This is a genomic window from Paenibacillus sp. FSL R7-0652, from assembly GCF_038595045.1.
Classification (GTDB): domain Bacteria; phylum Bacillota; class Bacilli; order Paenibacillales; family Paenibacillaceae; genus Paenibacillus.
Window position 1 is genome coordinate 5966232 of the sequence record NZ_CP152001.1, and the last position, 20756, is coordinate 5986987.

A 20756-nucleotide genomic window follows, 5' to 3' on the forward strand; every position below is an offset into this window, starting at 1 on the left:
TATGGCAGTACATCGAGTGATCCCTAGTATACTCTTCTATTAATAGACTGTTTTTAGCAGAAAAAGTTACGCCGTAAGCCAAGAATGAGGCATAAATTGGTTAAACTTTTCTAACTGTGCCTGCAATTTTTCTACAGATGTTCTATCCAAATCTACTAAAAAAGGACGCCTCAAGAATTACATTCCTGAAGCGTCCTTTCAATCTAAACGATTATAACGATGGATTAACGTCATGATATCTATAAAGATTACATTGAAAAACTACAAGCTTACAAGTATCCCAGTTTATCGAGAACCCGTTTCAGCATCACTGCTGCCTGGGCACGACTTGCATTGCCCTGCGGAACAAATGTGCTGCCTGTCATTCCTTGAATGATTCCCGCTTGTACTGCTTTGGCAACGGATTCTTTGGATTGGATCTTTTTATGATCCTTGAACTTGGACAGTGCTGCATTCGTCGAAGATTGCAGGGATACCGTCTGACCGCCGTAATTCATGGCACGAACCATCATAATGGCCATCTGTTCACGCGTTATCGCACGATCCGGCTTGAACGTCCCATCGGTATTCCCAGTAATTATTCCAGCTTCTGCTGCCGCACCGATGTAAGCACTCGTGATGCTCCCGCTTCGAATATCCCGGAAGCGGCTGGCTGCGGTTGGTTCGGCCTTCAGCCCTAACCCTCTGGCTACCAGCTCGGCGAACTCTGCACGTGTGATGTTCTCATTAGGTCCATAATAGGAACCATTCGGTGCACTAATAATCCATTTAGCAGAGAGTTCTTTAATAACCGCTGCGGCCCAGTGGGATGCTGTATCCCTATAATTAACGACATGACTTACAGGTACAATTGTCTGATTGCCATTTAGCTGACCTTTAATAATGAAGCCATCAGCTGTGTTTTTGAACGAACTTGGTACATTGGATAAACCTGAAGTAACAGGATCGACATACGTAAATCCAGCTGTAATGGTAGGTGCATCTGTCGATATTTTCATAGAAATTTGGCTTTTTATATCTATCTCCATGCGCTGATTGCTGCTTGCGTTAAAAGCAAACATGTACACTTCTGTCGTATTCCCTAACTTTTGTGCGCCTGAGTTTATAAGCATTCCATCCATCGTACCTGACGTTAGTACAGGAACAGTTTCAAGCTGCACATAGAATGCCGGTTCCTTCGAACCTGAAGAACCACTTGTACTGGTCGACATCATTGTATTGGCACCAAACGTTCCTATGCTCCGTTTCATAGATTCCAGATCCAGATTAGATAACGGTACTGTCCAGAGACGATCACCGTATTTCACACCTACAATACCTTTGGGATAACTTGCTGCGATCTGTGTCAGAGCATTCAATGGGAAACCAACATACGCAGAAGATTCACTGTCTGGAACTTCAAACACAACAGGCAGATTTAATTTACCTGCTGTCGAGGCATATTCAAAGGACTGGATTAACTTCACTCCATCCACATTAAACTGACGAGTCGAACGGTTATTCCCCGACATTGCAGCATCAGAAGATGCCGTGCTGTTATTCATCACAAGCAGTGCCTGGCCGTAACTGGATGCATCCAGCTCGTTCAGCCACACCGGACGTCCACTCGTCTGGTTATTTACAGGTACGTTTGTCCCCGGCTGCTGCAGTGTGAGCGGTCCAAACGCAGGCACGGTTGTATTGGATGCATCTCGCAGCGGTACAGCTCCAGGCATATAACTAATCGTGCCCGTAGGATTCTCGTTTCCTGTATTCATAGACAGATCTAATTTTAATGTCACTACAGATCCTGAAGCTGATGCTGACAGCAATTTAGCACTGGCATTGCTGAGCAGCACGCTGAACTGCGCTAACGTCAGTGACGCTTCAGGCTGAATGGCCTCACGGAACCGAATCTGGATCGTATCGCCCTGGATGACAGCCGACAGAACTCTGCCGTTACCGTACGTATACGCGACTGGCGTCATGTTAAGATAACCTGCCGGGTTGCTGTTCAGATCGGTTAACCGCAGTGCTCCAGGCACATACGATAACGTTACGTTTTGTGTATCTTTGACCGCTGAGGCAAGTGTCAGCGTAACCAGATCATCTTCGATCTCGGATTGATTGACAAAAACAGGCTTCCCGTCAACCAGCACGGAATACTGGCTGTTCTGCGGTTTGTTACCCGGATTCAGCGGTTCATTGTACCGCATCCACAGCTTGTTTCCACTCACCTCCGCGCCTTTTAATTCAGGCGGCTTGGTATCAATCGTATTGCGGACATAGAAGCCGGCAAATCCGGCCAAGGCTTGTCCACGGCTGTCTTTTACAGGCCATGAACCTGGTGTATAAGAGACACGAACGACCTCTCCATCCGTAATCGAACGGCTCAGATTCAGGGTTACCACCGAGCTGCTGTTCACAGAGATGCTGTTCACCCCGACAGCGAGCTGGTCAGAAGTTACACTGAACTGCCTAGCCGCATCACTGGATGTAACGTACACCGTCTCAGGATAATACAATGTGATTGTACTGAAGTACACGCTTCCTTCCCGCGGCTTGGACATCACGGAATCCATTCCGTTATCTACATCACGTGCACCAAAGGCTGCGGCCGCATTGTTAGACTGATCGGTAACCCGGCTGCTTGTTCCCGGTGTATAAGCAATACGAACGACCTGTCCTGCGGCTACGCCGGTATCCAGAACGACATACACACTGTCACCCGAGATGTAGGTGTAGCTGATACTTCGTTTCTCTCCATTGACAGTTACGGCATACGTGCTGCTGAGCGGGTTAGTGCTGGACAACCACTTGTCGTAAGTCAGACGAATAGTGTTATTGCTGTGCATGCTCGCACTTTTCAGAGCTGGGGGAGTTGTATCTTTGCTCAGTGTTTTGAATCCCCATGAAGTCGAACCATTCAGCCCTGTGAACATGTTACCTGCTTTATCGCGGTAGGCATTGGCAGGCAGGTCAACCACATAATTCGTATTGCTCTCCAGCTCGCTTGTTGGCGTAATAATCAGCTGTCTGCTGTTTGAACTATTAAACACCGTTCTGGTGGAGACAACTGCACCATTGGATTTCTTAAGCACAGGCTCTTTGAAGTAATTGGTGTCGAGCTCTTTGCTGAAGGTCACACTCAAACTCCCGGATAGAGGTACATTGGTTGTACCATTTGGAGGAGTCGTTGAGGAAACGATAAGTGCAGTCGGATCAGAGATGATGTTGAATCCCCAGACATTGCCGCTGATGCCGCTGACATCGTTCTGATCTGCATCTCGCAGATAACCTTCAGGCATGATGACATAATATGTAGTATTGCTGTTCCAATCCTTCATGGGATCAATGGTAATGGTTCTTGTCCCCAAACCAGTCACCCGAGGTGCGCCTGCATCGACAGCAATCTCCTCAAATATCGTTCCGCCAACCCGGCCTTGATAGATGGTCATTTTTCCTTTACCTGCTGTAACAGGTTTATCAAATGTCATCACGATATTGGTGGATGGGGCCATAATTGCTGCGTTCTCAGGAACCTTGCTGACCATTGCAGCTGAGCCTAAACCTTGTGTACTGAACGTCCACTCTTTTTTGAGCAGGCCCGCAAAGGGCGTATTGTCTTCCGAGTAGACTAGTGATTTATTGTCCATTTCAACGTAATAGGTTGCTCCTGGAAGAGCTTTGTTAAGCGTGATATTTACACGATACCCACTGACCGAAGAATCGGTACCTGCTCCACTGTCAGGCGTGGAAGGATCGGTAATAGGCAGCTTCGGATCAATGGTGACTTGACTGCCGGACACGGGCACAGAGTCCACAATGGAATTATCATCCAACCTTCTCACCGTTATTACACTCTGTGTTGAATCTGCTTTCTTGACCGGTTTCACAAAATCAATAATAAGCGGGGCCGATGTATCTACGTTCGCCGCTTTTACCGCTGGCACCGTATCTTTGATACCCATTGCAAGTAACTCGCTGGATGCATATGTACGTGCCTCCGCTCCATTCCAGCCGGTAAGCCAGCCTTGAGCTGTTAAAAGTACAATCAACAATCCCAACATGCTCTTTTGGGCTATTTTCCTCATGTTCACTGACGTTCCCCCTTATTCCCATGACTTCTTATGTCTGAATACAGACCTCTTTATGTATTTCGGTTTCAAAAGGAATAACTGTTAGTTATTTGGGTTAATTTACCATAAAACTTTTGTACAAATCCAATATACTGCTGACAGCTAATTTTGCCTTGTCTGCTCGCAAAAAAGCTCCTGATTCCTGAATGGAACCAAGAGCTATAATTTTGCTGAACATATGAGAACCTACTTACAGACCTGCTTGGGATTTCAGCAGTTCTGCCTTGTCGATTTGTTCCCAAGGAACATCGAGGTCTGTACGACCAAAGTGGCCGTAAGCAGCCGTTTGTTTGTAAATCGGACGACGCAGATCAAGCATACGAATGATGCCAGCTGGACGAAGGTCGAAGTTATTGCGTACCAGCTCCACCAGCTTCTCTTCGCTGACTTTGCCTGTTCCGTACGTATCCACGTTAATGGATACCGGATTGGCCACACCAATGGCGTATGCAAGCTGGATCTCCACTTTGTCAGCCAGACCCGCAGCCACCAGGTTCTTCGCGACATAACGTGCCGCGTAAGCTGCAGAACGGTCTACCTTTGTTGGATCTTTACCCGAGAACGCACCTCCACCGTGACGTGCATAACCACCATATGTATCTACGATAATTTTACGCCCAGTCAGACCTGCATCTCCTTGAGGTCCACCAATCACGAAACGCCCCGTCGGGTTAATAAAATATTTTGTCTGCTCGTCCAGCAGTTCAGCTGGAACAACAGGCAGGATTACATGCTCTTTGATGTCCTTCTGGATTTGTTCCAGTGTTGTCTCTTCCGCATGCTGCGTGGACACAACGATCGTATCAACACGTACCGGCTTGTCACCATCGTACTCGATAGTCACTTGTGTTTTACCATCCGGACGCAGGTAATCAAGCATACCGTTCTTGCGCACTTCCGCCAGGCGGCGAGCGATACGGTGGGACAATGCGATTGGCAGCGGCATCAGCTCTGGTGTCTCGTTCGTTGCAAAACCAAACATCAGACCTTGGTCACCTGCACCAATGTTCTCTGTTTCGCGTGCCATTTGTTCAGGATCACGATGCTCCAGAGCGGCATTGACACCCTGCGCGATATCAGCGGACTGTTCATTGAGTGACGTCAGCACCGCACATGTATTATAATCAAAACCGTATTTAGCACGTGTGTACCCGATTTCCTTCACCGTGTTGCGTACGATGGCTGGAATGTCCACATATTCAGACGCGGAGCTGATCTCGCCAATAACAAGCACAAGGCCCGTTGCTACCGAAACTTCGCACGCCACACGAGCGTTAGGATCGTTCGCAAGAAACGCGTCCAAAACAGCGTCCGAGATTTGATCGCAGATTTTATCCGGATGTCCTTCGGTTACAGACTCTGATGTAAAAAGATGTCGGCCTTTAATAGACATGAAGTTTCAACCTCCCATAACTATAGTATGGCGATTGCCCGAACAAAACATAACGGCGATTCGTTCACTATACCCTCGAAGTGGATTAACAGTATTAAAAAGGTTACTGATCTACATTTACGAAGATAAGGATTTTTCAGGTAATTGCCTTAACAAAAAATCAACCTTTCCCTAGTGGAAAAGGCTGCATACCTCAAATGTCATCTTATCGTATTTGTCAAGTCGTGTCAATTCAGGTCACGTTACGTATGAGTTCTACAAGTGCAGTTCTGCCTGACGAATCAAGCGTTTGGTAATCTCTCCACCGACCGATCCATTCTCCCGTGAAGTGAGATGTCCCCAGCCTTTATACTGCCCATAAGAGTGATCACTCATCTCGCCAAGCTCCCCTCCGAACTCCGTATCTGCACCTGCCAGACCTCCGCGGCCGCCATATCCTACATTCAGCCCAAACTCGGCAGCAATCTCATACTTCATCTGGTCGAGCATTTGACGACTTTCCGGTACGACCTTCCGATTACTTCTAGCCATCGTTCCTGCACCTCCGCTTAATGGATTGTCTACAGGTATAGCGTGGGCAGGAACAGGCCTGGCTAGCCGTATTAATGTTTGTTAGAACTGGTTAATCTGAGCAATAACGTACATTAATAATGAATAATTACAGAATAAGCTGCACAACCTATTTTAACGTATATCCACCACGTACCATCACGGTCAGGCTGTATTTGTTACCCTCCAGAACGGTAATGCCGCGTCCATCCTTTGGAAAAGAAAGCAGGTGATTGGTCGGCGCTGCCTGACCATTCGTCAGGTCTACCCCGTCCGTCAGATCGGCTACACCATTCTTACCCTCACTGACGATCACTGCTTTACCGCTGCGTACAATGAACTCCGCGCCGGATTTGCCGAGCAGCTGCTGGCCCGGCTTCACCATAACGATCTCCACGGCATCGGCTGCACCCGATACCAGTGGCGGCAGTCCCGGATCTGTACTTGATCCGCCAGCACTGCCTGTGCCTGCTGATCCATTGCCTGTAGATGTGCCTGCATTTCCCGTGCCGCTGTTTGTATTACTGCCGGCATTACTGCCTGCAGCTGGAAGCTTGCCACCCAAAGCCTGCTGAATCTGCTGATCTACATAACTCTTCGTCACCACCGGGTCATCTGCGGTTCCCGGCTGACTCGTTCCTGCGCCAATCGCTGTATCGTTATATACCGCCCCGACCCATACACCAACACCAATAGCCAGTGCGGCCAGAGACACCTTCATATACGGTTTCATGTGTGAAATGTTCCTCCTCTGGTAATCTATTAACTTTAACTATAGAGAAAAAAGAGCAGGGGGACAAGCAAAACCTCGCTCCCCTGTATGGGAAAGCGAGGTTTATCACTGTCAAAATCATGTTGAAGAAGGGATACGTCCTAGCGATTAGGGTTAGAATTATTGTTATTACCGTTATTGTTTTCTGAACCCTCTTCCGGGAATTCTGGAATGACAGGCTCTTCTTTTGGCAGTTTGGATGTATCGTAGCTGTATGCTTGTTCAGCCAAGCGAATGCGCTGTCCTTCAAATACATCATACAGAGCAACACGATAAGAGCCGCCGCGGATTTTATCAAACACCCTGTCATCAATACTCCAGGTTAACGTTTGGTTAATACCCGTTTTCAGATCAGTAGCCAATGCAAGCTCTTTGTCAAACACTTTACCTGAACCATCCGTTACGGATAGGATGTATTTATGTCCACTTTCGCCGCTGTCTACTGCCTCTTCCTGGGTTAAGGAGTAGATCATCTCGAATTGTACGGATGTACCGCCTGTCAGATAAGCTCTAATATTGGCGCCCGAGAATTTGAACGGATACAGATCGATATCATTCAATGAGGACAGCACTGGCAGTGATTTTGGCTGAATTTCGAAGGAGGTAGCATTAACATAAGCTGTAGCATCGCCTTCTCCTGTAACGAATTTGTTATCTGCGACCCCTTCACCCACAATCAGACGCATATCAGATAACGTTTTGACGCTCTTAGGCACTTTCGCCCAGAAGGTTACAATACTCTTTTGACCCGGCCCCGGAACACGGTTCGCCTGCTTCGCTTCGGCTTTGTAATACATACCATCCGCTGTTTTGTAGTAACCTACCAGCTTGCCCAGCCCATTCTGTCTAAGCGATTTGTTCGTCATCTCAAACTCGGTATATACGATATCGGAAGACGATCCCGGGTAGACGAACGTTCTGCGTACGCCAAGCTCTGTTTCCTTCTCCGAAGTGCCCTGCGTGAAGGATTTCCCTTCAGCGACATAAGCCAGTGGTTGAATCAATCCAGAGGTATTGAGCGTAATCCAGTCATTCGTCTCCGTTTCACTTACTTTTTCCAGCAAGGTCAGTTCCAGACGGCCCATGTTAAGCTCTGACGGAATTTTGGTTAACAGATACGCTTCCGTGACCATACCCGGACCTACCAACTTGCCGCCTTGGGCACGAATCAGCTTGGTATCTCCATCGATACGTGCAGAGTCAATCGTAAACATCGCTTCCAGCTCCGGCAATTGTACCGTCTTCGTAGATGCGTTACGGATGGTCACCTTGGCGGCAATGATATCACTATCCATCCATGGAAGACGCTGCAGGGAACCTACCGATACACCAAAGGTACCTTTGCTGTTTTTGATTACCGTCTCCGTAGTAAGACCGTCCCCACTCGTTACCGATTCAGGAATGGCATAGATACCTACTGGATAGGAAAACTGGAATCCGGCAGCTCCTGTGCTTGTTCCCGTCCCCGTTCCTTCCTTGCTTTCATCTGAAGATGCCGGTGTCATCACCACAAATTTGATTTTGCTGGTATCACCATCTCCTTGAAGCGTGGATGTCAGTTTAATCGTTTTGGTTGATCCCGGTTTTAATTTCAGATCATCCAGGGCTTTGGTTTCGATCGGATACGAAGTACCGTCTTCTGTCCGAATCTCCAAAGCATATTTTGGAATCTTAACTTCTTTCTTGCCTTGATTCTTCAGAACCCACTGCATGGTCAGCTCATATTCCTCATCTTCAGCCCGTACACGAGCAGACTCCAGCAGAGTTGATACGGTCTGTCCATCAATTGAGATCAGATTAGGCTGATTAGCTTCGGTATTCACATTGGTTTGACTCGCTTCAGGAAGCTGCAGGGCGGCGATTGGCAGAGCCGTTTTCTCTTCCCCCTGCTCTTCTACAAGCAGCAGCTCGGATTTCTCCAGCTTCAACGCTGTAGGTAAAGAGGCCATTAAACTTAAAGTTTTGTTGGCCTGAGCCTGAATGCTGATGCCCGTGCTGTCTTTGTCCGGGGTTAACGGATAATTCGTTCCCCCTGGGGCACGCAGAATCCATTTTACATTCGGATTGTCCAGCAGTTTATAACTGATGTTGTTCAGATTCACGCCGATCTTGACATACTGCTTCTTATTTTCGCCCGGGTACACTTTAATACCGGAAACCTTTACCTTTACAGCCGAATCACTAAGACGGACTGTCTTGGTTTTGCCTACGGGTGTTGTGATGCTGTACGAAGCAGGAACAACGAATTTCCCGATGGTACTTTCATAATTCGGCTTGCTGAAATCCCATTTCACAATCAGGAAATTCAGATCGCTCAGCTTCACTTCACGTCCAACCTTCATCACGTACGTCAGATCCACCGTAGAGCCTGGGGATACAGACTTTTTCTCCTGATCCTTTGCGATCAGTTTTGGCGAGAAGCTGGTGCCTCCGCTCGTTTTCACTTTGCTCCAGTAATCCAGCATCATCATCGGTTTACTGTCATTGTTCTTATACGTCAAGGTATACGTCACCGTATTCCCGTCATTCTGAGATAGAATGTTCACATCCGTCAAGGTCACCGTACTGCGAGCCGTGACCTTCACCGGAGGCACATTGGCCAAGGTATGTACGACTTTATTAGCCGCAGCTTTCTTCTTATTCGCTGCCGGTTTATTCGCACTGCTCGAAGCATTTTTACCCGTACTCGCCGGATTTGCCGCAGCCAAAATAGTTCCCCCACTTGAACTGATCAACAACACACTTGATAACAAAGTCGTTATGACCTTTTTATGATCCACTTCCAAACCTCCCATAAGTTGCTTGTTGCTTTATAGTATAAACGTTTGAGAGAGAAAGAAAGTTACGATGTTGTTGGTTTTAGAAATTAAAAAGCCAGAGAACAAAGTTCTCTGGCTTTTTAATCTATTACAAATTATCTAGTGATGTTAACAGTTCCCAAATCAACTGTTTTGTTGTTCAACTTAACTTTAGCAGTTAAAGTACTACCAACAAGATTATCTGTTCCTGCATTAATTGTAAATGCAGTTTTAGCACCATTCAGTGTAGCAGCTACTTTTGTTTCGTTAGCAGTACCTTGATTCAAGATAACCTGACCATCAATTGAATCTACAGCTCTGCTCAGTTGTACTGTAACCAAGCCGTCTACTGCATCATTACCACCATCAAAAGTGAAAGTATCATCAGCTAATGTACCAGTTCCTGCTTTCGCAGTGTATGGAAGAGATGCATTGGTGTTGATTTTAGATTCAACCATAGCCAATGTAGCGTCTTTTTGGACTGTGATAAGAGTACCATCACTGTTGAAAGTTACATCAGTGCCAGCTGTTGCAGCATCATAATCCAATGTTACTGTAGGAAGATTACCAGCATCACCTGGAGTTTTAGCAGTCAAAACCAGAATGTTTTGAGTACCTTCAGCTGTTGCAGTAGTAACACCAGTAGCAGAAGTGAATTTTGCGCTAGTCATCGAAGCACTGTCTACGTTTTGAACAGCAGGAAGAATAGTGTAAACATCAGATTCTCCAGCTACTTTATCAGTATTAACAGCACGGATATACTTAGCATCTTTGCTCACTTGAATAGTAAGATCATTAGTATAAACTTTTGTGAACTCGATTTCTACAGCACCATTTGTGCGAATTACATCACCATTAGAGTTAGTGTAATCAACAACTTTTGCTTTGTAGTCTTCACCAGCTTTAAGAGCAGTAGTATTTTTAACAGATTGATCTCTGATGATGAAATCTGTGCCGATCAAGCTATCAATAGTTGCACTTTGCTCAAGTGTAGTAGTGAAAGGTACTGTGATTTTGTTGTTTACAATACGGAAATCACCACTCCATGACACTTTAGGTGCAACAGCATTGTTAACTGTCAATCTAGTATCCGAAGCCAAGTTAAGTTTACCATTTGAGTAAGTTTCAATACCGTTATTTGCAAACAATACGATGTTTGAAACACCAGTTACATCAGATGATGTTTTCAAAGTCACTTTTTTCTCATCGATAGAAACCGATGATGGATAAACTCCATTGATTTGGAAGTCGCCGATATTAGCAGACGCAATTACTTGGTTGAAAGTAAGCTCAAAAGTTCTAGCATCTTTTTGTACAGCGTCAGTCCATTTCAATTGATTGTTAGCTGCAGACTCAAGCGGTTTAGTATCGACTCCAACAACTTGACCAGTTTTGGATTTCAAACCAGCTGTAGTAATGGATCTAACCGAACCACTAGGACCGAAAGTCACTGCAGTACCATCAATATTGTCTGGGAATTGCAATACTACAGATTTACCACCATTTACTGCGTTAACAGTAACTTCTGCAGGCAAAGCAATGTTTTGAGCATCTGAATTATTCTTCACGAAGCTAACATAATAGTTAGACTTAGCATTGAGAGTAGCCAGATCCATTTCTCTACCGAAATTCAAAGTTACTTTGCGGTTGTTACTGTTGTAATCAACAGAACTAATATTTGGAGTAATACTGTCATTTGCTACGAAAGTACCTTCGTAATCAACCAAAGTATTTCTCAACGCAGTTGTATCTTGAACTCCAGAAATTTTCAAATTGTATGTTCCAGAAGAGAGTGTCAAATCAGAGTAGAAGCTAACATAGAATACTTTGTTAGTTGCATCTGCAGCTACTACATCCTTAACAGGAATAGTATCATTTCCTTTTTTCACAGTGTAGTATTTTTTATCAGCTGCAGAAACAGCTTTATCAAATCTTACTGTCAGCTCTTTAGATCTGTTCACTCCAAATGAAGTTTCGATTACGCGAGGTTGAACCAAGTCAACACTTGCTGTAATTTTGTGTTCTTTCACAGCGTTAACGTTACCGGAATAATCTTTCACTTCTACGAACAAAGTGGACTCATATCCTGGCAGACGGTTAGCCGAAGAGAATTGAACTTCATAAACATTGGAAGCAACTTGAGTTACTGTTCCAGTTTTCTTAGTATCGCCAGACTTCCAATAGAAGCTGTCGTTAGTTACAGAAGCTGGATCGATTTCTTCGTCAAAAGTTACAGTTACTTTTTCCAAAGTAGCGGAGATTTCAGTCACTTTTGGACCTTCAGTATCAGCTACTACAGTGAAATCAGTAGTTGCAGCCAAAGATTTAAGACCAGCGAAATCTTCAACCAAAGAAGTTGTCAGCTTGTGAGCACCTTCAGAAATCGAACCTGTGTAGTCACGCAGGATAACTTCGCGTTGGTTAGGACCCAGTGTTACAGAACCAACAAAAGCTTTGTCATCCAATTGGAAGTTGCTGCTTGTAGGAGCTACAATCGGCTCAGAGAAAGTTACTTTGATAACTTTAGTTCCCAGAGCTTTAACTTCTGTTACTGTAGGCAGAGTGTTGTCAGCAGATGTGAAGGAAACTTCACCTTGTGGCAATACAGTACCCGTAGAAGATTTCACGTTTTTAACAGCTACTTTGTAAGTAGTGCCTTGTGCAAATTTGCTGGATTCGTTCAACAACAGACGAGCTGTTTTACCGTCAGCCAACAAAGTGATGGATTTAATACCTTTAGCGTTGTTATCCACTGTGTAGTTGTTTTTGTCAGTTGCAGTAGCTTTGTCTACTTTACCGTCAAAAGCAACGTCTACTTCTTTCAAGTTAACGGAAGAAGCGGATTGTACTTTAGTTGCAGCTTCTACAACATAAGTAACTTTTTCAGTGAATTGTTTGTCTTTGTAAGTAAACTTCACTTCAGTTTCTTTGTTAGCTTCGAGAGCTTTATCCAAAGTCACTTTTACAGTTTGGCCGTCGCTGATTGTGAAAGTAACGACTTTACCAGCTTCGCTTACTTCGTATTTAGTAACTTTCAGGTTTTGCGCTTGGTCAATTGCGTAAGCAGCGCCTACAAGCAATTCACGGGAAGCGTTAGCTTGGAAGTTCAATTTGGAATCAATCAGGCCAGCATTGATTGCTGCTTGAACATAACCTTTAGCCCAACCAGTTGCTGAGTTATCAGCTTCAGCTGGAACTTCCAGTTTCAAAGCGATTGTCAGGACTTTCGCCATTTCTTCGATTGTTACTTTACCGTTGAAGTCAAAGATTTTCTTTTCAACGTTTTTACCTTCCATGATGCCTGCAGCTGTTACTGCTTCGATGAAAGGAGCAGCCCAGTTTTTAGCATTATAGTTTTTGTCTTTGTAAGAATATACACCAGTAACTTCTTTCAATCCAAGCAATTTGGTGATAACTTTTGCAAATTCAGCGCGAGTCATCTCTTTATCCAAACCAGCTGTTCCATTCGGATAGCCAGAGAAAATACCTTTTGCTTTCAATGCATCAAACTGTTGTTGCGGGGAAACTGCTGTATCACCGAATGCTACAGAAGCAAACATTGAGAATGCCATTGCTGTAGACAATGCTACGGATAAAATTTTCTTCATAACCTTTTTTTCTCCTCCTTGGGTGTTCATAACATTTAAATTTTCTTTAATAGGGTCGCTCGTGTTCCTCATATATTGTTGCACCCCCTTTCCAGAGTTCTGAGCAAGTTAATATAAATGATGTCTGTGAGCATATCACAGAAACTTGTAACCTAGTTCAACAATCAGGTCCACACGTAAATAGAGTAGTTTCCTAATCCTACCTACGTATTATACAATGGGTCTTCCGAGTCGTAAAGCAATTTTTTCTAATAAATAGACAAGATTCTTCACGAGGTCATTCTTGGTAAGTTCCCCAATGTTTTTGACTCTACATCTTAAACGCAGTAGATTTCAAAAAGTTGCGCATTCCACAAAAAAAGTTTTGAATTTATTTATGTATTGATGCAGTGCGGGGTCGGGATCAATTCAAAACATATGGAAACCCTTGATACATCAGCACTTTTGAAGATGTTACCTCTGCTTCATTCTGCTGCCAACGTTTATTTATACCCACACTTGATGCGCGTGAAGCGACAAAATCTTCTAAAAGAAAAAAATAAAAAAGCACCCTGTTCAGGATGCTTTCGGAAATAATTCTATGACTTGTCCTATCGAATTTTCATCGCGAGTTCAATAATCTGTGCACGCATCTGCGGATCGCTGTTCAGCTTCAGATACATGTCATCAATCGCAAGTCTATTCTCACGATAGGTTTTCTCGTGCTTCATTGTCGTATGAGACCATTCAATCAGATCATTTTCGGCCAATACAAGATTATTATAGGCATCATGGAAGCCGGTAGCCTTTACGAGCTCTTCCATCACTTCCTGAGAGATCTCCTGTGTCTTGCGTGTATCTTCCAACTTTTTCTCCAAGATGACTGCCTGCTTCTCAAACTGTGTCTTTGCCTTCATGTAGCCCAGCTGGGCCTTCGAATAAATCGGTTTCATTAGCTAACTTCACCCTCTAGATCATTGTGTATTTGTTGCTATTGTATCTTAATCTCTACCAAATTACAAAAATAGTTATTGGAAAAAATTCGTTTCCTTCTATTATAAATGAGTTCTTTGTCAATTCATTAACAGTCAGGAAAAGGACCCGTTCCCTTCGCAAAGGGTACAGGTCCTTTCCAAATTGATTCTTATTAAATCCAGATTAGCTCAAGTTTTTAGGGAATAACTTGGTGCTCTTCTTCAGCAGCTCGACTGCAATCTTGGCTGCTTCTGCACGAGTCAGATTGCCCTTAGGATTGAATTGGAATTGTTTTTTAGTAGATCCTGTAACTGTGACTGGACTACCTTCCATGATTTTAGCTTTAGTTATAGCTTGTACAGATGGACGAGCATAATACTCAATGGAACCCGAATCCTGGAAAGACTTGGCGAGAGTGGATGCCAGCTTGCTGTCATTGGTCGCCAGCTTACTGCTCATCGCTCTTGCAATCATCACTGCCGCCTGCTCACGAGTTATACGATCCTCTACACCAAAGTAACCATCGCTTAACCCTTGAACAATACCCGCACGTGCAGCTGTCTCGATTGCAGCAAAGCTCCAGGCATTTTTCTCTGCTCGTTTAGATACATCGATAAATGTTTGTTTATTCACATCATAATTTAGCGGGATATTCAGACCTTTGACAAGCAGTGTCGCGAATTCTCCACGTGTCGTTTGGTCATCTGCACCAAATTCTCCTGTACGAAGAGCCTTCATAACCCCTTTGGAATACAAAGCGTTCAAGATGTTACGGGCCCATGGGTGGTTCGTAATATCCTGGAAGCTTTTGCTCTGCTTCATTACCTTATAATACCCAAACTCATCAAAAGGAACTGTAATCGTATGTCCTTTCGTATCCACGACACCGCCTATTGGAACCCACTGCTTCTGATCGCTTATATCCGTATAGCGGAACACACTAATGGTTGAACCTACTTCGTCCACAATACTAGGATCATATTGAAGCGTCAGACTTCCTCTTTGCGAAGGAGCAAGAATTCTTGAAGTCGGATATTCCGGGTAATACCCATAGATGGAATATGGCGGGATACCGTCTGTATACGGCAAGTTATTCAGTTCACCAAGCCCACCATTAATCCAGTAGACATTGGAGATCAGAGTAAAGTTGCCTGTATTGTTTGTAGAGCTAAATGCGCTTATTAAGTCTTCACGCAAAGCAATCGCACTTTCTCCACGGACCGTTCTCATATCTCGGTCTATGTTCATTACATTCCCGTAATCATTTTTACGTTCCAGCACACCGTTCAGAGGATCTGCAATACCAAACAAAATTTTGTTGTCAGGATAGAACTTGGTGCCGCCGTCCACTTTAGCCTGAAGAATGGTTCCTTTAGGGAAAGTTAGCGTGAGCCCCTTATTGAACACCGTATACTTGTTAGCTACTTTAGGAGCCATAAATTGACTGTCTACAGTTACTGCTCCTGTATAAAAGACGTTAATTGTTTCATTAATGGTACTTCCGTCTCGCTCAATGGAGATTTTGATTTTATTTTCCTTATCCGGTTTCAGACCAACATAATCATAGATATATCGGTTATTCATATCCGTACGTTTGGCTGCTGGTTTCTTATCAACCAAAACGCGGGATGCACCCTCTGCTTCGATATCGAAACGGATGTAGTTTTTGTTCACGACAATTTTGTCACCAACGGTTGGTTGTGGTGCTACAATCCGGAAAGAAGATGGTTCACGTACAATTTCAAGCCGTTGTGTTGTTCTTGCACCTGTACTATTGATTAACTCGAGTGTGAATACCTGCGTACCTGGTGAGTCAAATTTCAAATTTTTGATCCGCGCGATAAATTGTCTTTCATTACCCGCAAAGTCAAACTTTTTAAGCTGCGGCGCCGGACCCTCTTTATCGAGATCAAGTGTCAATGTTCCCGTCTGATCATGACGGAAAATCAGCTCAGAGCCGAAATAAACATTAGCAACCTGTGCTCCCCCGCCTCGGAAAACCAGATCATACGTATCTTCACTTGTTACATACTTATTTTCCTTAAATGCAAAATCAGGAGTAACCGCGAAGATATTGTTCATTTCTTCAGGGGTATAACTCGTTATCGCCTTCTCATAAAACGGTGCCCGAGCATTCGTAGACTTCGGAACAGCCGTCGGCATGAAGGAGTCAATGGTAGATACATTTTCATCAATAATATAGATTGTGAGTGTTCTTGTAATTATTACTGGTGCACCCTTCTCATCAGCATCAGTAGCCGTGATACGGATGATATTTTGCCCGTAGCCCAATGGGCCATCCTTCGTGATTCCAAGATTAAACTTAAAGCTGTTGCCTGACTCTATAGGGAATCCTGAGGTTGGTTTCTCAACTTTACCGTTCACCTGCAGCTCGGATTTGAAACCATTTTTGGGACCACTACTATCCACATTACGAAAATCCAGATATTTACCAATAACCTCTAATTTTGCAGAGCTATTACCTGAATTAAAACTGAAGGTTTGACCATCCTGCAGGTTCTCGATATAGATTGAACTGCTCGAAGCAAAGCTTACCCAGGCTACATAAGGTAGTTCAGGCGCTTTGGAAGCATCTCCATAGAAGAAGCTGATTTTCTGCTGTCCGCCTGCCATCTTCTCAACTTTATATATCTGCTGATTATCATTGAGCCCTGTATCAGTTCCTGTCACAGCGTCAACTTTAAGGGGTACAGTCAGTGATGGAAGATACTTACCATTAATGGCTGCACCTTTGATATTTTGAGATGACTCGACCAAGATATAGAATGTATCTTCAGAAACTTTAGTGTAATCTGTTTTGTTCAAAAGAACCTTTGAATTAACTGGTCCACTTGTGTAACCAGGCAGATAATAAATATTCGTTATATCTTTACTATCTGTGGAATAGGTAAACTCACCAGTATAACCTGTATTAAATGATCCATACTTGGCAACCACTTTTAACGGCTGGTCTCTGTTTGGTTTGCCTCCTGTAGCTGCGAGGTCAAATTCCCCCACACCTTCAAAAGTAATCATCCGATATTGATAGTCAACCCCATTTGCACCCGTGATAAGGATTTCTTTGCTGGGATCAACTTTCACCGGGTAGGTTTCATTGTTCACTTCAATACCTGCAGCCTCATCAAATGCAGTTGTAGAGTAAGGTACGATAATTTGACCTGACAGTTTAGCAGATGTTCCCGGTGCGGAGAAATTAGCTTGGGTATTCAGAACAGACTTCTTCTCTCCACCTATGCTGATCTGCAGATCTGCAAATGACTGATTTTTGTCAAAATAATATAACGTTCTCTCTACAGTCATTGCACTGGACGGACCCACAATATCAAATACAACTTTGTTCTTCCCGCTTGCAAGCTCCAGTGGTGGAGTAAAAAACTTCTGACTAACATCACTGGTCTGTGTTGGGAAAGCATCCACTTTGGTTCCTCCATTAATGGAGAGAGAAACTCTGGATGCATTTTGCAGCGTCAACCCGAAAGTAACGCTTTTTGTATCAACAACAGTCTCGGATACACCGTTAAGATTGAATTCCTGTCCGTTACCTGTAGTAAAATCAGTTGTAACGGTCATTTTCTCAATTAATGGCGTTTCTTCATATAAAACATAAAATGTATTAGAGCGCTCGACATTGTTTAAACCACGTCCGGTCAATGTTACCTGGTTAAATCCTGGAAACAAATCTAACGTAGCTGTGAACTTGGGAGCAGCCTGAGATCCTGCATCAGCTATTACACTACCCGTTCTTGTGCGGCCGGCATCAACCGTCCATTTCGTATTGCTGCTGTTTAACGTTAGCTGCTCAACAGACGCTCTCATGTTCTCGGTACTAACTCCTGAAAACGTTCCTGTAACCGTGATCTTTGCATCCTTGGTTACAAAAGCTTTATCTCTAGTTAGAAATACTTTGCCAGCATTAGCTGAATCAATAGTAAGATCAGACGTGTCTCGCAAAGTTTTCAAATCAGGTATGAAATAAGAAGCTGTGCTTGGTATATCCTCATCAGCTGCTGAAGCAACGGCGCCACCGAATAGACCTTGTGGGAACAACGAGAGCACCATGGTGACCAACATGATCCAAACCAATGGCCGTTTCTTTTGTTGCATTACGTATCATCTCTCCTCTTTTTAAGTCAGTTACCATTGTTTATCGGCAAAAAGGTTCCAATTATTTAGTAAAAATCTCAAAAAAAACAAAAAAAAACCTTATCCATGAACGGGATAAGGTCAGGGTCTGTAATATATTCTACAATAGCGGGAATCCATATAATTTGCTTTAAGATTTCGAGCGGGTCTGCGGGTTCAGCTTCACGCGCATACGCATCAGGAAGTTGATCACCGGTTTTCTGGTTTTGCTTACAAGTCCGATGACCTCCGCACCAACCTGCAGGAAGAACATCATAATACAGATGACAACAAAGGTTACCCAGTTGGCTTCAAACATGGCTGCCGAAGACTGGATAATGGCCAGCACACCGAAGAATGCGGCAATACCGTAGATGATCAGTACGGTCTGACGGTGACTGAATCCAAGTTCACGCAGGCAGTGATGCAGGTGACCTTTATCCGGTGAGAAAATCGGCTTCCGCTGCACTGCACGACGGATAATGGCGAACAGCGTATCCGAGAGCGGTACACCAATAATGATCAGCGGTGTAATGAAGGACACGACTGCAATTTGTTTGAATCCGAGCATCGAAAGCATCGCCAGCGAGAAACCAAGGAATAACGAACCGGTATCCCCCATAAATATTTTCGCCGGATGGAAGTTAAAGAACAGGAATCCGATAATGCTGCCGAGCAGCACCAGACACATCAGAGCAATCATCGTATTGCCCATCAGGAATGACATCACCGCAATGGTACCAATGGCAATACCGGACACACCGGCAGCCAGACCATCCAGTCCGTCAATCAGATTGATCGCATTCGTTACACCAACAATCCACAAAATCGTCAGCGGGATGGATACCCATGTTTCGAGTGAAGAGTACGCATCCTGAAACGGAATGTTGACAAAGTCTACACGGATGTTAAATCCGAACACAACTACAGATGCAGCCACGATCTGTCCGAGCAGTTTCACCTTCGCAGACAGTTCAAAACGGTCATCCAAAGCACCAATCAGTACAATGATGGAGCCTCCGACCAGAAATGCACTGACAAAACTCATATCCCGCGTTGTAAACCAAGCAGAGACAAACGGCAGCAGTGCAGCAACCGTAATAACAAAGGCAAGGAATATACCCAATCCGCCAAGACGCGGCATAATCCGGGTATGCACTTTACGCGCATTCGGTGTATCCATAGCACCGATGCGGATTGCGAACTTTTTAACAAGTGGTGTCAGAGCTAAAGCAAGTCCCATTGACACGAGAAATCCAATGATAAAGATCGCTACCATTTGAACATTCGACCCCCAATTATAATACCGAACAAAATTATAAATCCCCTGATCTCTTTTTTTCTATATATAAAAAAACATGTTTGGCAGTGTTGATGAAAAAATCCCTGTTGCACTTTTAACGGAGAGGGCAGAAATAACCTATAGAAGCGCAGCGTTCGCCTTTATCACGGAATTCTATCCTCATGGGAGGATCAATCAAGAGAATTCGGGGATAAGAGCGATCAAAAGGTTATTCTGACATCGGAGTGGTTTATGTGCAACAAATCCGGTTTTCATGGAGTGACACACATCAATCCGCAATGAATTATACGCTGATCATATGCGAAAAGCCATCCTCAATTTCTAGCAAAAACACGCATTTATCTCGCAATTGCCTGTTTTTAACGGGCTTTTGTCACGTTTTCTTTGTCCTGCATCACTTTGATCGCGAATTTCGGAAGCGCAAGCATGCGTCCAGCCCGGCTCGGCTGACGTAATAGACGATAAAACCATTCCAGTCTCAACTTTTGGAACAGTATAGGTGCACGTTTCATTTTGCCTGAGATGATATCAAAGCTGCCTCCAACCCCCATGGTAACAGGAACTTGAAGTTCATGCTTGTATTTGTGAATCCAAGGCTCTTGTGTATCGGCCCCGCGAGCAACAAATAACAGATCCGGTGCTGCCTCCCGAATCGAAGCAACAACCTGCTCATCTTCAGCCGAACCAAAGAAACCGTCTCGATAACCCACAATACGAATCGCCGGATACTGCTGTTGTAACCGATCTGCGGTAGCTTGAATCACCTCAGGTGTGGAGCCGAGCAAGTACACGCCCCACCGATAGTTTTCACCAACCCGCAGCAATTCATGTAAAAGTTCAAAACCCGGTACTCGTTCTGCTACAGGATCTCCGCAGTAGTTGGCAGCCCATACCACACCCGTTCCGTCTGGAACAATCATCTCGGCATCCTGCATGACTTTCATCATTGCGGGATTCTCCAGTGCAGCCATGACCATAATCGGATTGGCGGTAATGACCTGATGCGGCTGTTTGGACAGTACGGCTTCTTCAAGTACCTTGACCGTTTCTTTCATCGTTAACTTGGAAAAGGGGATACCATAGATCGAAACGGTAGGAATAGATCCGGTCTGACTCAT

General features: G+C 44.4%; 10 protein-coding genes. All 10 read right to left on the reverse strand.

Translation table 11 applies throughout. The features are described from left to right. Nucleotides 1-269: 269 nt before the first annotated feature. Nucleotides 270-4073 carry a SwmB domain-containing protein gene (locus MKY97_RS26105; RefSeq protein WP_342556457.1) on the reverse strand — a complete coding sequence of 1268 codons (3804 nt, stop codon included), beginning with the start codon at nt 4071-4073 and terminating at the stop codon, nt 270-272. 235 nt (nt 4074-4308) lie between these two features. Then, entirely contained in the window at nt 4309-5511 is a 1203-nt protein-coding gene (gene metK, locus MKY97_RS26110) for a methionine adenosyltransferase (RefSeq protein WP_342553054.1), read from the reverse strand. Between the two features lie 255 nt (nt 5512-5766). After that, the gene (locus tag MKY97_RS26115; protein WP_342553055.1) at nt 5767-6042 is read right to left on the reverse strand and encodes an alpha/beta-type small acid-soluble spore protein; all 276 of its coding nucleotides are present in this window, start codon (nt 6040-6042) and stop codon (nt 5767-5769) included. Nucleotides 6043-6190: 148 nt separating this feature from the next. Continuing rightward, nucleotides 6191-6793: a hypothetical protein gene (locus tag MKY97_RS26120; RefSeq protein ID WP_342553056.1), complete on the reverse strand. Its 603-nt coding sequence runs from the start codon at nt 6791-6793 to the stop codon at nt 6191-6193. A gap of 140 nt (nt 6794-6933) precedes the next feature. Then, a complete protein-coding gene (locus tag MKY97_RS26125) occupies nt 6934-9612 on the reverse strand; it encodes a hypothetical protein (RefSeq protein WP_342553057.1) in 2679 nt (892 codons plus the stop codon). A 134-nt stretch (nt 9613-9746) separates the two neighbouring features. Next, complete coding sequence (locus MKY97_RS26130) at nt 9747-13310, reverse strand: S-layer homology domain-containing protein (protein ID WP_342553058.1); 3564 nt, start codon at nt 13308-13310, stop codon at nt 9747-9749. A 518-nt stretch (nt 13311-13828) separates the two neighbouring features. After that, nucleotides 13829-14170, reverse strand: coding sequence for a hypothetical protein (locus MKY97_RS26135; protein WP_342553059.1), 342 nt, complete (start codon nt 14168-14170; stop codon nt 13829-13831). 205 nt (nt 14171-14375) lie between these two features. Next, on the reverse strand, nt 14376-18317 hold the full coding sequence (locus MKY97_RS26140; RefSeq protein WP_342553060.1) for an S-layer homology domain-containing protein: 3942 nt from the start codon (nt 18315-18317) through the stop codon (nt 14376-14378). A gap of 169 nt (nt 18318-18486) precedes the next feature. Next, entirely contained in the window at nt 18487-19614 is a 1128-nt protein-coding gene (locus MKY97_RS26145; protein WP_342553061.1) for an MraY family glycosyltransferase, read from the reverse strand. A gap of 383 nt (nt 19615-19997) precedes the next feature. Continuing rightward, nucleotides 19998-20756, reverse strand: a complete 759-nt coding sequence (locus MKY97_RS26150) for a WecB/TagA/CpsF family glycosyltransferase (RefSeq protein WP_342553062.1) — start codon at nt 20754-20756, stop codon at nt 19998-20000.